Annotated in this window: 11 protein-coding genes; 4 read left to right on the top strand and 7 right to left on the bottom strand. The window is 72.0% G+C overall.

The genetic code is table 11. The features are described from left to right. Positions 1-325 precede the first annotated feature (325 nt). Together ACGF5T_RS35300 and ACGF5T_RS35305 are read right to left on the bottom strand one after the other, a co-directional pair. Positions 326-2,107: an ABC transporter ATP-binding protein gene (locus ACGF5T_RS35300; RefSeq protein ID WP_366768892.1), complete on the bottom strand. Its 1,782-nt coding sequence runs from the start codon at positions 2,105-2,107 to the stop codon at positions 326-328. Continuing rightward, positions 2,104-4,014: an ABC transporter ATP-binding protein gene (locus ACGF5T_RS35305; RefSeq protein ID WP_356606596.1), complete on the bottom strand. Its 1,911-nt coding sequence runs from the start codon at positions 4,012-4,014 to the stop codon at positions 2,104-2,106. The genes ACGF5T_RS35300 and ACGF5T_RS35305 overlap by 4 nt, the downstream gene beginning before the upstream one ends. Before the next feature lie 183 nt (positions 4,015-4,197). Between ACGF5T_RS35305 and ACGF5T_RS35310 the strand changes: the two genes are divergently transcribed. Then, a complete protein-coding gene (locus tag ACGF5T_RS35310; protein ID WP_366768891.1) occupies positions 4,198-4,950 on the top strand; it encodes a hypothetical protein in 753 nt (250 codons plus the stop codon). Positions 4,951-4,964: 14 nt separating this feature from the next. Here the strand turns inward: ACGF5T_RS35310 and ACGF5T_RS35315 are convergent, their stop codons facing one another. After that, complete coding sequence (locus tag ACGF5T_RS35315; protein ID WP_361010292.1) at positions 4,965-5,426, bottom strand: MarR family transcriptional regulator; 462 nt, start codon at positions 5,424-5,426, stop codon at positions 4,965-4,967. Between the two features lie 99 nt (positions 5,427-5,525). Between ACGF5T_RS35315 and ACGF5T_RS35320 the strand changes: the two genes are divergently transcribed. Both ACGF5T_RS35320 and mltG read left to right on the top strand, forming a co-directional pair. Continuing rightward, positions 5,526-7,328 carry an ABC transporter ATP-binding protein gene (locus tag ACGF5T_RS35320; RefSeq protein ID WP_366768890.1) on the top strand — a complete coding sequence of 601 codons (1,803 nt, stop codon included), beginning with the start codon at positions 5,526-5,528 and terminating at the stop codon, positions 7,326-7,328. 43 nt (positions 7,329-7,371) lie between these two features. Further along, positions 7,372-8,238 (top strand): endolytic transglycosylase MltG, encoded by an 867-nt coding sequence (gene mltG, locus ACGF5T_RS35325; RefSeq protein ID WP_366768889.1) that lies wholly within the window; start codon positions 7,372-7,374, stop codon positions 8,236-8,238. Between the two features lie 12 nt (positions 8,239-8,250). On the opposite strand, the gene ACGF5T_RS35330 is transcribed toward mltG, so the two are convergent. Further along, positions 8,251-9,330 carry an NAD(P)-binding domain-containing protein gene (locus tag ACGF5T_RS35330; RefSeq protein WP_366768888.1) on the bottom strand — a complete coding sequence of 360 codons (1,080 nt, stop codon included), beginning with the start codon at positions 9,328-9,330 and terminating at the stop codon, positions 8,251-8,253. Between the two features lie 92 nt (positions 9,331-9,422). On the opposite strand from ACGF5T_RS35330, the gene ACGF5T_RS35335 reads away from it, so the two are divergent. Continuing rightward, the gene (locus ACGF5T_RS35335) at positions 9,423-9,845 is read left to right on the top strand and encodes a YjbQ family protein (protein ID WP_366768887.1); all 423 of its coding nucleotides are present in this window, start codon (positions 9,423-9,425) and stop codon (positions 9,843-9,845) included. A gap of 89 nt (positions 9,846-9,934) precedes the next feature. On the opposite strand, the gene ACGF5T_RS35340 is transcribed toward ACGF5T_RS35335, so the two are convergent. The 3 genes from ACGF5T_RS35340 to ACGF5T_RS35350 all read right to left on the bottom strand — a co-directional run bounded on the left by ACGF5T_RS35340 (position 9,935) and on the right by ACGF5T_RS35350 (position 14,991). Next, positions 9,935-10,762 carry a pentapeptide repeat-containing protein gene (locus tag ACGF5T_RS35340; protein ID WP_361010306.1) on the bottom strand — a complete coding sequence of 276 codons (828 nt, stop codon included), beginning with the start codon at positions 10,760-10,762 and terminating at the stop codon, positions 9,935-9,937. A 336-nt stretch (positions 10,763-11,098) separates the two neighbouring features. Further along, a complete protein-coding gene (locus ACGF5T_RS35345) occupies positions 11,099-14,101 on the bottom strand; it encodes a phosphotransferase (RefSeq protein WP_366768886.1) in 3,003 nt (1,000 codons plus the stop codon). 119 nt (positions 14,102-14,220) lie between these two features. After that, a complete protein-coding gene (locus tag ACGF5T_RS35350; RefSeq protein WP_366768885.1) occupies positions 14,221-14,991 on the bottom strand; it encodes a hypothetical protein in 771 nt (256 codons plus the stop codon). Between the last annotated feature and the right edge of the window lie 168 nt (positions 14,992-15,159).

Raw genomic sequence — 15,159 nt, forward strand, 5'->3', positions numbered from 1 at the left:
GTACCTCCAGGGGGTGGGGACCGGCCCCTTCTCACCGTGGACCGCGGCGGGCCGCCGCTGCACGGGGCACAGGCGTCGCCCGTCACGAACCGCACGGTTCCCGGGCCTACCCCGAGCCGGTGCCTGCTTCCAGCCTTCCACTCCCGTTCGGGACCGCGCAACGCCACAGCCGTCGACCGGGTACCCGGTGCTTCGGCCCGCTACGCCGAGTGTGCCGGTGCCGCCCGCCCCGCTTCCGCCCGGCCCACCGCCCGGCCCACCGCCCGGCCGGAGCCGAGCGGTGGGGTGCCTCGGTTCCGGCCGGAGGGTGCCCGTCGGGGCCGGGTCAGCCGTGCCACGAGCGCCAGAGCGCCGCGTACGCCCCGTCCGCCGCGACCAGCTCGTCGTGGCTGCCCAGCTCGCTGATCCGCCCCTTCTCGACGACGGCGATGACGTCCGCGTCGTGGGCGGTGTGCAGACGGTGTGCGATCGCGACGACGGTCCGGCCGTCGAGGACACGCGCGAGGGACTGTTCGAGGTGGCGGGCCGCCCGGGGATCGAGCAGGGACGTCGCCTCGTCCAGGACCAGGGTGTGCGGGTCGGCCAGCACCAGGCGGGCCAGCGCGATCTGCTGGGCCTGGGCCGGGCTGAGCGTGAAGCCGCCCGAGCCGACCTCGGTGTCCAGGCCCTCGTCGAGTCCCCGGGACCAGTCGTCCGCGTCGACCGCGCCCAGCGCCGCCCACAGCTCGGCGTCGGTTGCTCCGGTCCGGGCGAGGCGCAGGTTGTCGCGCAGGGAGCCCACGAACACGTGGTGCTCCTGGTTGACGAGGGCAACGTGCGAGCGGACCGATTCGGCGGACATCCGGGACAGCTCGGCGCCGCCCAGGGTGACCCGGCCGTCGCGGGGGCCGTAGATGCCGGCCAGCAGCCTGCCCAGCGTCGACTTGCCGGCGCCCGAGGGCCCGACCAGCGCGAGCCGGGTGCCGGGGGCGACCTCCAGCGACACCTTGCGCAGGACGTCCACGCCCTCGACGTAGCCGAAGTGCACGCGGTCGGCGTGCACGTGCCGCCCGTCGGGGGCCAGCGCGGGGTCACCGGCCTCGGGCTCGATGTCCCGCACTCCCACCAGCCGCGCCAGGGACACCTGCGCGACCTGCAGCTCGTCGTACCAGCGCAGGATGAGGCCGACCGGGTCGACGAGCATCTGCGCGATCAGCGCCGCCGTGGTCAGCTGACCGACCCCGATCCAGCCCTGCAGGACGAACACGCCGCCGATCAGCAGGACGGAGGAGAGCACGGTCACATGGGTGACGTTGATGACCGGGAAGAGCACCGACCGCAGCCAGAGCGTGTAGCGCTCCCAGGCCGTCCACTCGATGATCCGCCGCTCCGACAGCTCGATGCGACGGGCGTCGAGGCGGTGGGACTCCACGGTGCGGCCGGCGTCCACGGTCTCGGCGAGCGCGGCGGCGACGGCGGCGTACCCGGCGGCCTCCGAGCGGTAGGCGGCGGGCGCCCGCCGGAAGTACCAGCGGCAGCCGACGACCAGCAGCGGCACCGCGATCAGCACCGCGGGCGCCAGCGGCGGCGCCGTGATCACGAGCCCGCCGAGCAGCAGCACCACCCACACGGCACCGATGGCCAGCTGCGGCACGGCTTCGCGCATGGCATTGGCGAGCCGGTCGATGTCCGTCGTGATCCGGGAGAGCAGATCACCGGTACCGGCCCGTTCCAGCACGCCGGGCGGCAGCCTGACCGACCGCACGAGGAAGTCCTCGCGCAGATCGGCCAGCATCCGCTCGCCCAGCACGGCTCCGCGCAGCCGCACCTCCCGCACGAACACGGCCTGGACGACGAGCGCGAGCACGAACAGCGAGGCGGTGAGCCCGAGGTTCAGCTCGCGCGACTCGTCCGACACCCGCTCCACCAGCCCGCCCAGCAGGTAGGGGCCCGCCATGGAGGCGATCACCGCGACGGTGTTGACGGAGACCAGGAGGAGGAACGCCCGGCGGTGCCGGCGCAGCAGCTCTCCCGTGTACGCGCGTACGGTCGCGGGTGCCCCGACGGGCAGGGTGCTCGCCGTGGTCGGGGCCGCCGGGTCGTACGACGGTGGCGCGACGCCGATCATGCCGTCTCCTCGATCTCTTCCAGTCGGCGCAGTACGTCGTCATCGACGAGGGCGCCGTCGTCCGGGGTCTTCTCGCGGTCGCGCGGGTTCTCACCGTTCAGCGCCGGCCGACCTTTCAGGGCCGGCTCCGGGCCGCCTCCGGCCGCGGGGACCGTCTGCCCGCGCGCCGCGGTCTCCTCGTCGGTCTCACGGGTCACCACCGCGCGGTACCGGGGGTCGGTGTGCAGCAGTTCCCGGTGGCCGCCGACCGCGGCGACCTCGCCGTCGTGCAGGAAGACGATCCGGTCCGCGCGGTCCAGCAGCAGCGGCGACGAGGTGAACACCACGGTGGTCCGACCGGCGCGCAGCGTCCGCACGCCTTCCGCGATCCGCGCCTCGGTGTGCGAGTCCACGGCCGAGGTCGGCTCGTCCAGGACGAGTGCCTCCGGGTCCGTGATCAGCGACCGGGCCAGGGCCAGCCGCTGGCGCTGGCCGCCGGACAGCGAGCGTCCGCGTTCGGTGATGCGGGCGTCCATCGGGTCGTCCACGCCCGGGGACCCCTGCGTGAGCGCCGCCAGCACGTCGTCGCACTGGGCCGCGGCCAGCGCGTCCTGCGCGGCGACCGCGCCGGAGGCGGGCACGTCGAGCAGTTCCCGCAGCGTGCCGGAGAGCAGAACCGGGTCCTTGTCCTGGACCAGCACGGCGGTGCGGGCGGACTCCAGCGGCAGTTCGTCGAGCGGCACGCCGCCGAGCAGCGCCGACTCGCCCTGCTCCGAGGGATGCCCACCGAGCCGTTCCGCGAGCCGTCCGGCCGCGTCCGGGTCGCCGCACACCACGGCGGTGAACCGGCCCCTCGACGCCAGGAGACCGGTGGCCGGGTCGTACAGATCCCCGGTCGGTACCTCGGCGGGGCGGGAGCCGGCGGTGTCGGTGGCCCGCTCCAGGGCGAGCACCCGCGCGGCCCGCTTGGCCGACGGCCGGGAGAAGGAGTACGCCATGGCGATCTCCTCGAAGTGCCGGAGAGGGTAGGTGAGGAGCATGACGGAGCTGTACACGGTGACGAGTTCACCGACCCCGATGCGGCCCTGGCGGGCGAGATGCACGCCGTGCCAGACCACGCCGACCAGCAGCAGCCCCGGCAGCAGTACCTGGATCGCGGAGATCAGGGACCACATCCGGGCGCTGCGCACGGCAGCGTGGCGCACCTCCTGGGAGGCGCTGCGGTAGCGGTCGAGGAAGAGCTCCTCGCCGCCGATGCCGCGCAGCACCCGCAGCCCGGCGACGGTGTCCGAGGCGAGTTCGGTGGCGTGCCCGGCCTTCTCGCGCTGGACGTCGGCCCGTCGGGTGGCCCGCGGCAGCAGAGGCAGCACGGCGAGGGCGAGTACCGGCAGACCGAGGATCACGACGACGCCGAGCGCCGGCTCGTAGACGACCAGGGCGACACAGACCAGCACGATCGTCAGCGCCGCCGCCGTGAAGCGGGAGACGGCCTCCACGAACCAGCCGATCTTCTCCACGTCGCCGGTGGAGACGGCCACGACCTCGCCCGCGGCGACCCGGCGGGTCAGCGCCGCGCCCAGGACCGCGGTCTTGCGGGCCAGCAGTTGCTGGACCCGGGCCGCCGCGGTGATCCAGTTGGTGACGGCGGCACGGTGCAGGAAGGTGTCGCCGAGCGCGTTGCCGACGCAGCACAGGGCCAGGAGGCCGCCCGCGAGGGCGAGTCGGGCGCCGGACCGGTCGACGACGGCCTGGACGGCGACACCCACGCAGAACGGCAGGGCGGAGACGGAGACGAAGTGCACCATGCCCCAGGCCAGGGCCTTGAGTTGTCCTCCCAGCTGGTTGCGGAACAGCCACCACAGGAAGCGGGGGCCCGAGCGCGCGTCCGGTACGCCCGGGTCGGGATACGGAAGGTCTTGGATCTGCATGACGTCCCAGTGGCTCGTGTCAGGGGGTGCCGTTGCGATACGGCGGCAAGAGACTGCAAACCGTGCAAGGTTCGCGTCGCGGCATGCCCAAAATCAAGCGGTTTTCCGCACGGGGACACGAATCCGGCTGCCGTCCGCCTAACCCCTTCACGACGGGTGCCGCGCCGGTGCGACCATGGACCGATGCGTAGGGGTGGTGCACGGCGAACGGCGGTCGCTCTGACGCTCCTCGGATCCTTGCTGGCGACGGTGTCCGCCTGCGGCGACCCGTCCGGGCCCGGGGCGGGCGCCCGGGCGAGCGGGCCCGCCGGAGGGGCGGGAGCGAGTGGTGCGACGGCCGACCCGACCCGCATTCCCGGCGTCGGCGACCGTCTGCAGCGGCTCGTTCCCGCCGACTCCCGTCAGGTCGTCGCGGTCTACGGACAGGACAGGGACTCCGCCGACTCCACGGTCGTGCTGTACACGAAGCGGGGCTCCGGCTGGCAGCGCGTGCGCCGTTGGGCGGCGCACAACGGTACGAAGGGGTGGACGACGGACCACCGCGAGAACGACCGGCGCAGCCCCGTCGGCGTCTTCACGCTCAGCGACGCCGGGGGCGTCCTCCCGGACCCCGCACCGGCTCCCGGCGCCGGCCTGCCCTACACGCGGTCCGCCGCCTTCGCGGCACCGAGGTGGTGGAAGAAGTCCTACTGGCACGACTTCGACTACGTGATCGCCATCGACTACAACCGGGTCAAGGGCACCCCGCCGAACGATCCGACCCGTCCGCGGGGCGCGTCCGAGGGGGGTGGCATCTGGCTGCACATGGACCACGGCAGTGGCACGTCCGCCTGCGTGAGCCTGCCCAAGCCGGCCATGGAGCATCTGCTGCGCACACTGGACCCGGACCTGCACCCGGTGGTGGTCATGGGGGACAGGGAGCACCTGCGGCTCTGAGGGCGCGCCCCCGGTCACCCGGTCCGGTCGCCCCCCATGACGCCGGGGCCGTCGACCAGCGTGTCCAGCAGCCCGCCGAGCACCGTACGCTGCTCGCCCGTCAGCGGCGCCAGGATCTCCTCCGCGGCGGAGCGGCGCGCGCCGTGCAGCTCCCGCAGGGCCGCGCGTCCGTCGTCGGTGAGTTCGATCCGGATCACCCTGCGATTGGCCGGGTCCGGGACGCGGCGGACCTTCCCCGCGGCTTCCAGACCGTCGACCAGCGTCGTCACCGCCCGGGGCACCACCTCCAGACGCTCGGCCAGGTCGGCCATGCGGGGCGGCGAGCCGTAGTGCGCCAGCGTGCGCAGCAGCCGGGACTGGGCCGGTGTGATGCCGAGGTCGCGGTGTTCGAGATGGCGCTTCTGGATGCGGTGCACCCGGCGCGTGAGCCGCAGCAACTGCTCGGCGAGCAGGCCGTCGGGATCGGGGGCGGTCATACGGGAACAATATCAGGACTACGTTCATTGTGAGTATAGGTAACAATGAGCTACGATCCGCAAGGTGGCCTTTCCGCTCGTCGACCCCCGTAGGAGCCCATGCATCCCGACCACGAGTCCGCCTGGACCGCACCCGCCGAGGCGAAGGAACAGCCGCGGCAGGTGCGCCGCATTCTGAGACTCTTCCGCCCCTATCGCGGCCGGCTCGCGATCGTCGGCCTGCTCGTCGGTGCCGCGTCGCTCGTGTCGGTCGCCACGCCCTTCCTGCTCAAGGAGATCCTCGACGTCGCCCTCCCCGAGGGGCGCACGGGCCTGCTGAGCCTGCTCGCCCTCGGCATGATCCTCGGCGCCGTCCTCACCAGCGTCTTCGGTGTCCTGCAGACGCTGATCTCGACGACCGTCGGCCAGCGCGTCATGCACGACCTGCGCACCGCCGTCTACGGCCGGCTGCAGCAGATGTCCCTCGCCTTCTTCACCCGCACCCGCACCGGCGAGGTCCAGTCCCGCATCGCCAACGACATCGGCGGCATGCAGGCCACCGTCACGTCGACGGCGACCTCCCTGGTCTCCAACCTCACCAGCGTGATCGCCACGATCGCCGCCATGGTCGTCCTGGACTGGCGCCTCACCGTCGTCTCGCTGCTCCTCCTGCCGGTGTTCGTGTGGATCAGCCGCCGCGTCGGACGGGAACGCAGGAAGATCACAACCCGGCGCCAGAAGCAGATGGCCGCGATGGCCGCCACGGTGACCGAGTCGCTCTCCGTCAGCGGCATCCTGCTGGGCCGCACGATGGGGCGTACCGACTCGCTCACCCGGGCCTTCGCCGACGAGTCGGAGGGCCTGGTCGACCTGGAGGTCAGGTCGAACATGGCGGGCCGCTGGCGGATGGCGGTCATCACGATCGTCATGGCCGCCATGCCGGCCGTCATCTACTGGACCGCCGGCATCGCCCTCCGCTTCGGCGGCCCCGAGGTCTCGCTCGGCACGATCGTCGCCTTCGTCTCGCTCCAGCAGGGGCTCTTCCGTCCGACCGTGAGCCTGCTGTCGACCGGCGTCCAGATCCAGAGCTCGCTCGCGCTCTTCCAGAGGATCTTCGAGTACCTCGACCTGCCGATCGACATCACCGAACGGGACGACCCGCGCCACCTCGACCACATCAAGGGCGAGGTCCGGTTCGAGAACGTCGAGTTCCGCTACGACGGCACGGACCGCCCGGTCCTCGACGGCATCGACATCACCGTCCCCGCGGGCAGCAGCCTCGCCGTCGTCGGCCCGACCGGAGCCGGCAAGTCCACCCTCGGCCACCTCGTGCCGCGGCTGTACGACGTGACGGGCGGCCGGGTCACCCTGGACGGGGCCGACGTGCGCGACCTCGACTTCGACACCCTCGCCCGCGCGGTCGGCGTCGTCTCGCAGGAGACGTACCTCTTCCACGCCTCGGTCGCGGAGAACCTGCGCTTCGCCAAGCCGGACGCCACCGACGCGGAGCTGGAGGCGGCGGCGCGGGCGGCCCAGATCCACGACCACATCGCCGCCCTGCCCGACGGGTACGACACGGTCGTGGGCGAGCGAGGCCACCGCTTCTCCGGCGGTGAGAAGCAGCGCCTGGCCATCGCCCGCACCATCCTCCGCGACCCGCCCGTGCTCGTCCTCGACGAGGCCACCAGCGCCCTGGACACGCGCACCGAGGCCGCCGTGCAGGAGGCGATCGACGCCCTGTCCGCCAACCGCACCACCATCACCATCGCGCACCGCCTGTCCACGGTCCGGGACGCCGACCGCATCGTGGTCCTCGACTCGGGGCGCCTGGCGGAACAGGGCACGCACGAGGAATTGCTGGCGCAGGAGGGCAGGTACGCGGCACTGGTGCGCCGGGACGCCCGACTGGAGCCGACAAGATGACGATATGCCGGGTTTGCGTGTAGATGGGGGTTACCGTGCCCGCATGCAGACGAACACTCCGCCACGCAGTGCGAGAGGCACGAGGAGAACGATCCGACTGACGCGCCGGGGCCGTATCGCCCTGATCGTGACCGGCGCCGTCGTCGCCGGTACCGCCGTGGCGGTGCCGCTGCTGACGACGGACGACGAGGGCGGGTCGGAACCCACGTCCCTGGTGATCCCGGAGGGCTGGCGCGCGACCCAGGTCTACGCGGCCGTCGACAAGGCCCTGGCCCTGCCCGCCGGCACCACCAGGAAGTCCCTGGCCAAGGCCGAACTGAAGCTGCCGAACGACGCCGGGGGCAACCCCGAGGGCTACCTCTTCCCGGCGACCTACCCGCTCGGCGAGGCCCCGACCCCGGAGAAGCTGCTGACGGCCATGGTCGACAAGGCGAACGAGAAGTTCACCGGCGCGCCGGTCGCCGCGGGCGCCCAGCGCAACGCCCTGAACGTCTACCAGGCCGTCACGATCGCCAGCATCGTGCAGGCGGAGGCCGCCACCGAAGACGACATGGCCATGGCCGCCCGGGTGATCTTCAACCGGCTGGAGCGCGGTATGCCGCTGCAGATGGACTCCACCATCAACTACGCCCTGGGGCGCTCCACGCTGCACACCACCACGAAGGACACCCGGATCGACAGCCCCTACAACTCGTACCAGCGCATGGGGCTGCCTCCCACGCCCATCGCCAACCCGGGTGACGAGGCGATGCGCGCCGCGATCAACCCGACCCCCGGCGACTGGCTGTACTTCGTCACGGTCAAGCCCGGCGACACCCGGTTCACCGCCGACCACGCCGAGCACCAGCGCAACGTCGCCGAGTTCAACCGCGTCCGGCAGGACGCCGCCAAGGAGGACCTGGCCACGTGACCGGGCGGGACGTCACGCGGCGAGCCGCTCCCGCTCGGCCAGCAGCCGCCTGATGTCCCGAACGGCCGCGCGCCCGGCCCGGTTGGCGCCGACGGTGCTGGCCGACGGTCCGTAGCCGACCAGGTGCACGCGAGGGTCGGCCACCGCGCGCGTCCCCTCGACACGGATGCCGCCGCCCGCCTCCCGCAGCCGCAGCGGTCTCAGATGGTCGATGGCGGCCCGGAACCCGGTCGCCCACAGGATGACGTCGGCGTCCACGCGCCGCCCGTCGCTCCACTCGACCCCCTCGGGCGTGATCCGGTCGAACATGGGCCGCCGGTCCAGCACACCCGACTCCAGCCCGGCCCGGATCGCGTCGTTCAGCGGAAGACCGGTCACCGACACCACGCTCTTGGGCGGCAGCCCCTGCCGTACCCGTTCCTCCACGAGCGCGACCGCCGCCCGGCCCGCGTCCTCGTCGAAGGGACCCTCGCGGAAGACGGGAGGCCGCCGGGTCACCCAGGTGGTGGCGGCGGCGTACGGAGCGATCTCCAGCAGGTGCTGCGTCGCCGAGGCACCCCCGCCCACCACGACGACCCGCTGCCCGGCGAACTCCTCGGGGCCGTTGTACCGCGCGGTGTGCAGTTGCCGACCCCGGAAGGTCTCCTGCCCCGGGTAGCGCGGCCAGAAGGGCCGGTCCCAGGTGCCGGTCGCGTTGATCAGCGCCCGCGTCGACCAGACGCCCGCCGAGGTCTCGACGAGCAGTCGCCCGCCCGTCCCCTCACGCACCGCGCGCACGTCGACGGGCCGCCGTACACGCAGGTCGAAGACCCGCTCGTACTCCGCGAAGTACTCGCCGACCACGTCCGCGGACGGCCGCGCCGGGTCGGCGTCGGTCAGTTCCATGCCCGGCAGGGAGTGCATCCCGTGCACCTTGCCGTACGTCAGCGACGGCCAGCGGAACTGCCAGGCGCCGCCGGGGCCGGGGGAGTGGTCGAGCACGACGAAGTCACGGTCCGGCTCCCACCCGGTGCGCCGCAGGTGGTGGGCGGCGGCGAGCCCCGCCTGACCGGCCCCGATGACGACGACCTCGACCTCGCGCGTGTTGTTCACGCTTCTACCAACCGAGCCGAGGGCTCCGATCTTCCCCCGACCCGCCCCTCCGGGCCCGCGCCCGGTCCGCCGGGTACGTCAGGATGGGAGGCATGCCTGACGCCTTCACCACCCGCATCCTGAACCTCACCACCGGCTCGGCGGAGCGTGTCGCCGACATCACCGGTGACTGCGAGTCCTTCCTCCGCGAGGCGGCCGCAGGCCGCGACGGCCTCCTCAACGTCTTCGTGCCGCACGCCACCGCCGGGATCGCGGTCATCGAGACCGGCGCGGGCAGCGACGACGACCTGCTGGCCGCCCTGCACACCCTGCTCCCCGCCGACGACCGCTGGCAGCACCGCCACGGCTCCCCGGGCCACGGCCGCGACCACGTCCTGCCCGCCTTCGTACCGCCCCACGCGACCCTCCCGGTGATCGGCGGACGGCTGGAACTCGGAACCTGGCAGTCGGTGTGCCTGGTGGACACGAACGTGGACAACGCGAACCGGCAGGTGCGGCTGAGTTTCCTCGGCTGAGCCGAATCGGGCCCGGGTGCGCCCCTGTCCTCTCCGCGTGGTCGGACCGGCTCCGGAACCTGTCCGGGAGCGGCCTTCTGCGACGCGCTTCAGGCGGCCCAGTGGGACGGGCGCTGCAAGGGGTCGGAGACCTTCGTGCGGGCGTCGCCCCGCGCGGCGTTCAGCTGAGGCTGGGTGAGGAACAGCGCGCCGCGCAGGTCTGCCCCGCACAGGTTGGTGTCCCTCATGTCCGCGCCGATCAGGTCGGCGTCGCGCAGGTCGGCGTCGGACAGGTCGGCCGCGATGAGGAGAGCGCCGCGCAGGCTGGCGCCGCGCAGCTTCGCGCCGCATAGCCGCGAGCCGATGAGGTGGGCGCCCCGGTGGTTCTTCTTGCGCCCCGGGACCGCCGCGCGGGCCAGTTCGCTGGCGCGCAGGAGCAGGGGGTTGACCTCGCCGCGCAGCGCGTCCACGTCGACGGCGAGCAAGGTCTGGGGCGTGTCCCGGGTGAGCGCGTCGATCTGCTCGTAGGCGCGGCGGAGGTCCCGGTGGACGGGCCGGGCCGAGGGCAGGTCCAAGGCCTGCGCGGTGTACTTCAGGAGCTCCTGGAGTCGGCGCACGACGGGGAAGACCTCGTACATCGTGCGGGCCGAGTCCGGCTGCTCGCGCCAGCTGACGCCCTTGAAGGTGATCTGGGAGACCTTCTGGCCCGCGCCGAAGCAGTCGAACACCGTGCAGCCGCTGTAGCCCTTGTCGCGCAGTCGCTCGTGGATCCCGCAGCGGAAGTCCTCCTGGAGGTTTCCGCAGGGTGTGCCGGCGGACTTGTTCACCGGGAAGTCCGACGAACGTGAGAAGCGCAGCGCCACGCAGCACAGACCGAAGCAGTCGCCGCAGTCGGCTCGCAGGTCGGGGTGGGCGGCGTTCGGGGTGCGCTCGGGCAAGACGGTGACTCCTGGTTCGGCGTGCGGCGAGGCCGGCGGGTGTGAGGCCCCACGCCCCACGCCCCCATGGTCCCGCACCGGCAGACCTCGCTCGCCTGCGGATCGCGGCAGGCGGTCCGTGGACGGCGCAGGCGAGAAGAAACGGCGGCTGACCTGGGAGCGTCTCGTGGGTGGCAGCTTTCCGGCCTGGCGACGCCGTCCGCCGCGTTGGACCACCGGACCGGAGCGTACTGCCGGGCCGTCGTTCCTCGCGTGATGCCGCGGTGACAGCGGATCGGGGCGCGTCCCGCCCGCGGTGGAGGGTGCGGGCGGGACACGCCCCGCCGGGGGCGCCCGCTACTCCGCGGGCCTGATCGCTGCCTGCGCTCCGGCGACCAGTCGGTCCGCGACATCCGCGGCCAGCAGGAACGGGAGATGCCGGTTGATGGGGCTGTCGTGGTCCCTGTACCGGGCGAAGGGCAGCAGGGAGGCCAGCAGCGCCCACTGGTACTCGGAGTCGCCGAACGCCCAGTTCCGCTGCTCACAGCCCTTGAGGATGGCGCGGAGTTCCGCGATGCACAGCAACACACGCCGGACGTCCGGGTGGACGTCCGACGGAATGTCCGGGGCCCACATGGCCGCGCCCTGCAAGGCTTCGATGAACCAGGAGCGTACCTGCGTCAACTGGTCGTGGTCCCACGAGAAGGTGCGCGACCACAGGGCGGCTTCAAGGCGGGCGAAGTCCTTGCAGATGTGTCCCTGGTGAGTGGTCTCGAAGTCGATGACATAGAGATCGGGACGCTGCCCCTTGGGGCCGCTGGCCAGGACGTTGTCCCCGTGGAGGTCTCCGTGGCAGACACACGTCAGGTAGGAGGCGGTGGTGACGCCGTCCTTGGGGTCGTACAGCAGATGGTCGACCAGGGGGCGGCTGTCGGCGTCCCGCTCCGCGACCTCCGCCAGGTGCGCGACGAGCCACAGAGGGTTGGTGACGGCGCCGTAGCCGGCCTCCGCCACGAACGAGTCGGAGCCGAGCGCGGAACCCTGCAGGAGGGGCTCCATCAGGCGGGAGCGCCAGGACAGCCCACCCGGGAGCCCGAAGACCTCCGCCGTCTCCGGCAGCTCGAAGTGCCTCAGCTCGGACTCCGCGTTCTTGCCGGGCGCGTAGCTGGTCAGCTCGAAGGCGGCCGGACGGAGCGCCGGGTATTCACCGCGCAGGTCGCCGATGGTGCGGCGGGCCTGACTCAGCCATGGGCCGAGCGCGTCCATGAACACCTCGCGGACGACCGGCCGCAGCACCTCGGGGTCGGCGGTGCGCACCCAGGCGCGCAGGGTTCTCGGCTCGTCGCGGTGCCGGAAGACGTAGGAGGTGAAGATGCCCTGGTAGAGGTCGCCGTTGCTGCCGTTGGCGATGGTGGTGCTGCCGACGACGCACTTGCCCGCCCGGTACACGGGCCGCAGGTAGGGCTCGGCGAACTGGTCGAAGTTCTTCTTCTCCCTGCGCACCTTCGCCAGTTCGTCGATCTTCAACACCCCGACGGGGCCGAAGCTGTCGAGGGCCAGGAAGGTCGGCACGGACCGGCCGGCGAACAGGGCGCCTTGGACCATCGTCCCCTGCGGGCGCGGCGCCAACTCGGCGGCGATGCCCTGCAGCAGTCGGTTGGTGACCTGGACGTACGCGTCCTGTTCACCCACCGACAGGAGTCCGGGGGACGCCGTCGCACCGGGCTCCCACGGGTTCCGGGCGACCCGGACCATGCGGATGGTGGCGAGCATCTCCATGCCTGCCGTCTTCCAGAACTCGAGGGCTTCCTGCCGCTCCTCGTGCGTGGTCTCCTCCCCGTACGGGCCCGTGGAGGAGTAGAGCAGTTCCAGCAGGCGCTCGAGCCTGTCGGCCTTCCAACCGGAGAGTTTGAGCAGGGTGAGGGCCACGCTGCTGCGGTGCTCGGCCTCCTTGGTCCAGCGGTTCAGTACGCGCACGGCCCAGTACTCGGCGTAGATGTGCCGGTCGGCGAACTTGGGGTCCTGGATCAGTTCGTTGAACCGGAGCTCGTTCGGTGCGGTGGGTTCGGGGCCGTCCACGAGGAGATGGATCCCCACCGCGTGCCGCAGCCAGCCGTACACGTAGGACACGCGGTTCAGTTCGGTGTCCCGCAGTGCTCCGAGTGCGATCAGGACGGCCGCTTCGGTCACCGCCAGCAGGAGTTCCCGTCTCTCGGCGTGGTAGCGGGCGGAGATCTGGATGAGCTGCAGGTAGCCCAGTACGTCGGCCAGGGTCTGGTAGCCGCTGGAGTGCCAGTGTCCTTCGACGGCGTAGTTCCACAGCGCGCTGGCCAGCCAGTGCTGACGCAGGATCTCCGCCTCCACCACGGTCCCGCCCTTGGCGTAGGGCAGCATCTCCGAGCGGCACAGGCTGCGGGCGTCCTTGGCGCGCCGGTGCAGCGCATGGGCGTCGTCGCCCGGGACGGAGACGCCGACGAGCATGAGGCGCAGTCCGTCCAGGTCGTCCTCCACCAACGGGACGAGCGTCTCGGCCGCGACCGGTGCGTGGGTGCGGAGCAGTTCCGTCAGACGTAGACCCAGATCATCGGCGAGCTGCCGGACGGCGTCCTCGTCGGGCTCTCCGGACCGCCAGTCCTCCAGCAGTGCGTCCCAGCTCCGGACCGTGCTCAGCTGGCTGAGGAAGGATGGCGCGGTGACCGTGGCGGTGGCCGTGTCGCCTCCGGAGGCCACCGAGATCGCAGCCGCGCCCGTTCCGGTGGACAGGGCGGGTGCGGCGGCCGCAGCGGCCGCGGCCGCTGCGGCCGCCGCGCTGCCCTCGGACGGGGCGGTCGAGGCAGCGGCGGTCGACGCAGCGGCAGCCGAGGACACCGCGGTCGAGGCGGCGGCGGACGAGGCGTCGCCACTGTTCACGGCACCCCCCGAGGCACTCACCGAGGCGGTGGACGCTGCGGGCGTCGCCTGGTCCGCCTGCCGGGCGCCCGGTAGCGTGCCGGGGCCGCTGTGACTCGGGGAAGCCTCCAGCTGCAGCAGCTTGCTGCGGCACACCTCGATCGACGGCGTGTAGCGGCCGTCGTGGTTCTCGGCCTCCCACAGGTAGACGGCCAGCTCCAGCAGCTCGCGAGCGCGCGCCTCGTCCGCCGAGAGGTAGTGATCGGCCACGGTCGACGCGCCGTTCGCGATGCGGTAGCCGGGTACGTGCGGGTATCCGCCGTCCAGTTGCTCCTGTGTCTTGAGCAGGCCCTCACGAGCCCGGCGCAGGCGGTGCTCCAGCGCCGGTGTCGCTCTGATGGCATCGTTCAGCGCGTCGTCCAGCACACCGGCCGAGTGCTGGAGTATCTCGATGGTCACAGCTGCGCTCATGCGCCCCCCTGTTCGGATGGCACGTGCGGGCGGAACGGTCTCCGCCCGCGTGCCGGAGGCTGTATCCCAGCAGACTCGCCGGAGTGTTGTGGGGGTTTCTTCGGAAGTGAACGGATTGATCAGGTAGCAGGATGTATGTCCCCGCGGAATCGCCGGTCACCGACCAGGAACGCGGACTGCGGCAGGACCACGTGCACGCCCGCCCGGCCGAGGCTGATCTGCTTGCGCGTGGCGGTGACGACCGTGGCTCCGGGCCCGTCAGGCGCTGCGGCGGCGAGGGAGAGCAGGGCGGTGCGCAGCTCCACCGCCTCGGGTCGGTCCGGCACGAGATCGAGCACTTCGATGAAGCGAAGCTGGTGGTACGTCTCACCCGCCACCTTCATGGGGCCGTCCACGACTCTCCGGACCGGCCTGAAGGTGACGTCCCGTGCGAGCGGGGCGAGTTCCTCGTGACCGACCTCACCCAGCTCCTCGACCAGTTCGCGACGTAGGCACTCGGCGGCGGGTTCCCGGTCGATCCCGCGATGCAGCCACCGCGCGAAGTCGGGGACGCGCGAAGCGGGCAGGTAGCCTCGCAGGTCGAGACGCATCGCGGGGGCGCCGCGGTCCTCGAACTCGAACCCCATCCTTTCCAGCGCCGCGCGCCCGTGTTCCTGGTACTTGACCACTCCGCCGGGCGGACCGAAAGCGCCGGGTCGCGTCGGCGAGGAGAAGAGGACGTAGCGGTCCTCGTCATGGACCCGGAGCAGCACGGCGACCGACACCCTCGTGCGGCGCCATGGAACGAGGAGGACCAGCATGAGTCCGAGGTGCCGCCGGTTCTGCCAGAGGGTGCGCCCCAGGTAGGTGAGGATGGCCAGCACGAGGCCACCGACGATTTTCTCGACCACTGGTCATCCCCCCGCGTCGTCGCTCCGCGCTCAATCTAACGAGTGGTCAGGGACTTTGGCGGACGAACGCATAAGAGGTCCTAACAAAGGCGTCGAACGTGACGGTGGGTGATCAGGCAGACGGCGAGGCCGAGGAACGCTTCGTGGATGTCGTCGCGTCTCTCCCAG

The sequence above is a fragment of the Streptomyces sp. NPDC047853 genome (assembly GCF_043204535.1).
Taxonomy (GTDB): Bacteria; Actinomycetota; Actinomycetes; order Streptomycetales; family Streptomycetaceae; genus Streptomyces.

Coding starts and splice junctions, on each gene's coding strand:
- ACGF5T_RS35300 (WP_366768892.1), bottom strand. CDS start 2,107: ATGATCGGCGTCGCGCCACCGTCGTACGACCCGGCGGCCCCGACCACG.
- ACGF5T_RS35305 (WP_356606596.1), bottom strand. CDS start 4,014: ATGCAGATCCAAGACCTTCCGTATCCCGACCCGGGCGTACCGGACGCG.
- ACGF5T_RS35310 (WP_366768891.1), top strand. CDS start 4,198: ATGCGTAGGGGTGGTGCACGGCGAACGGCGGTCGCTCTGACGCTCCTC.
- ACGF5T_RS35315 (WP_361010292.1), bottom strand. CDS start 5,426: ATGACCGCCCCCGATCCCGACGGCCTGCTCGCCGAGCAGTTGCTGCGG.
- ACGF5T_RS35320 (WP_366768890.1), top strand. CDS start 5,526: ATGCATCCCGACCACGAGTCCGCCTGGACCGCACCCGCCGAGGCGAAG.
- mltG (WP_366768889.1), top strand. CDS start 7,372: ATGCAGACGAACACTCCGCCACGCAGTGCGAGAGGCACGAGGAGAACG.
- ACGF5T_RS35335 (WP_366768887.1), top strand. CDS start 9,423: ATGCCTGACGCCTTCACCACCCGCATCCTGAACCTCACCACCGGCTCG.
- ACGF5T_RS35345 (WP_366768886.1), bottom strand. CDS start 14,101: ATGAGCGCAGCTGTGACCATCGAGATACTCCAGCACTCGGCCGGTGTG.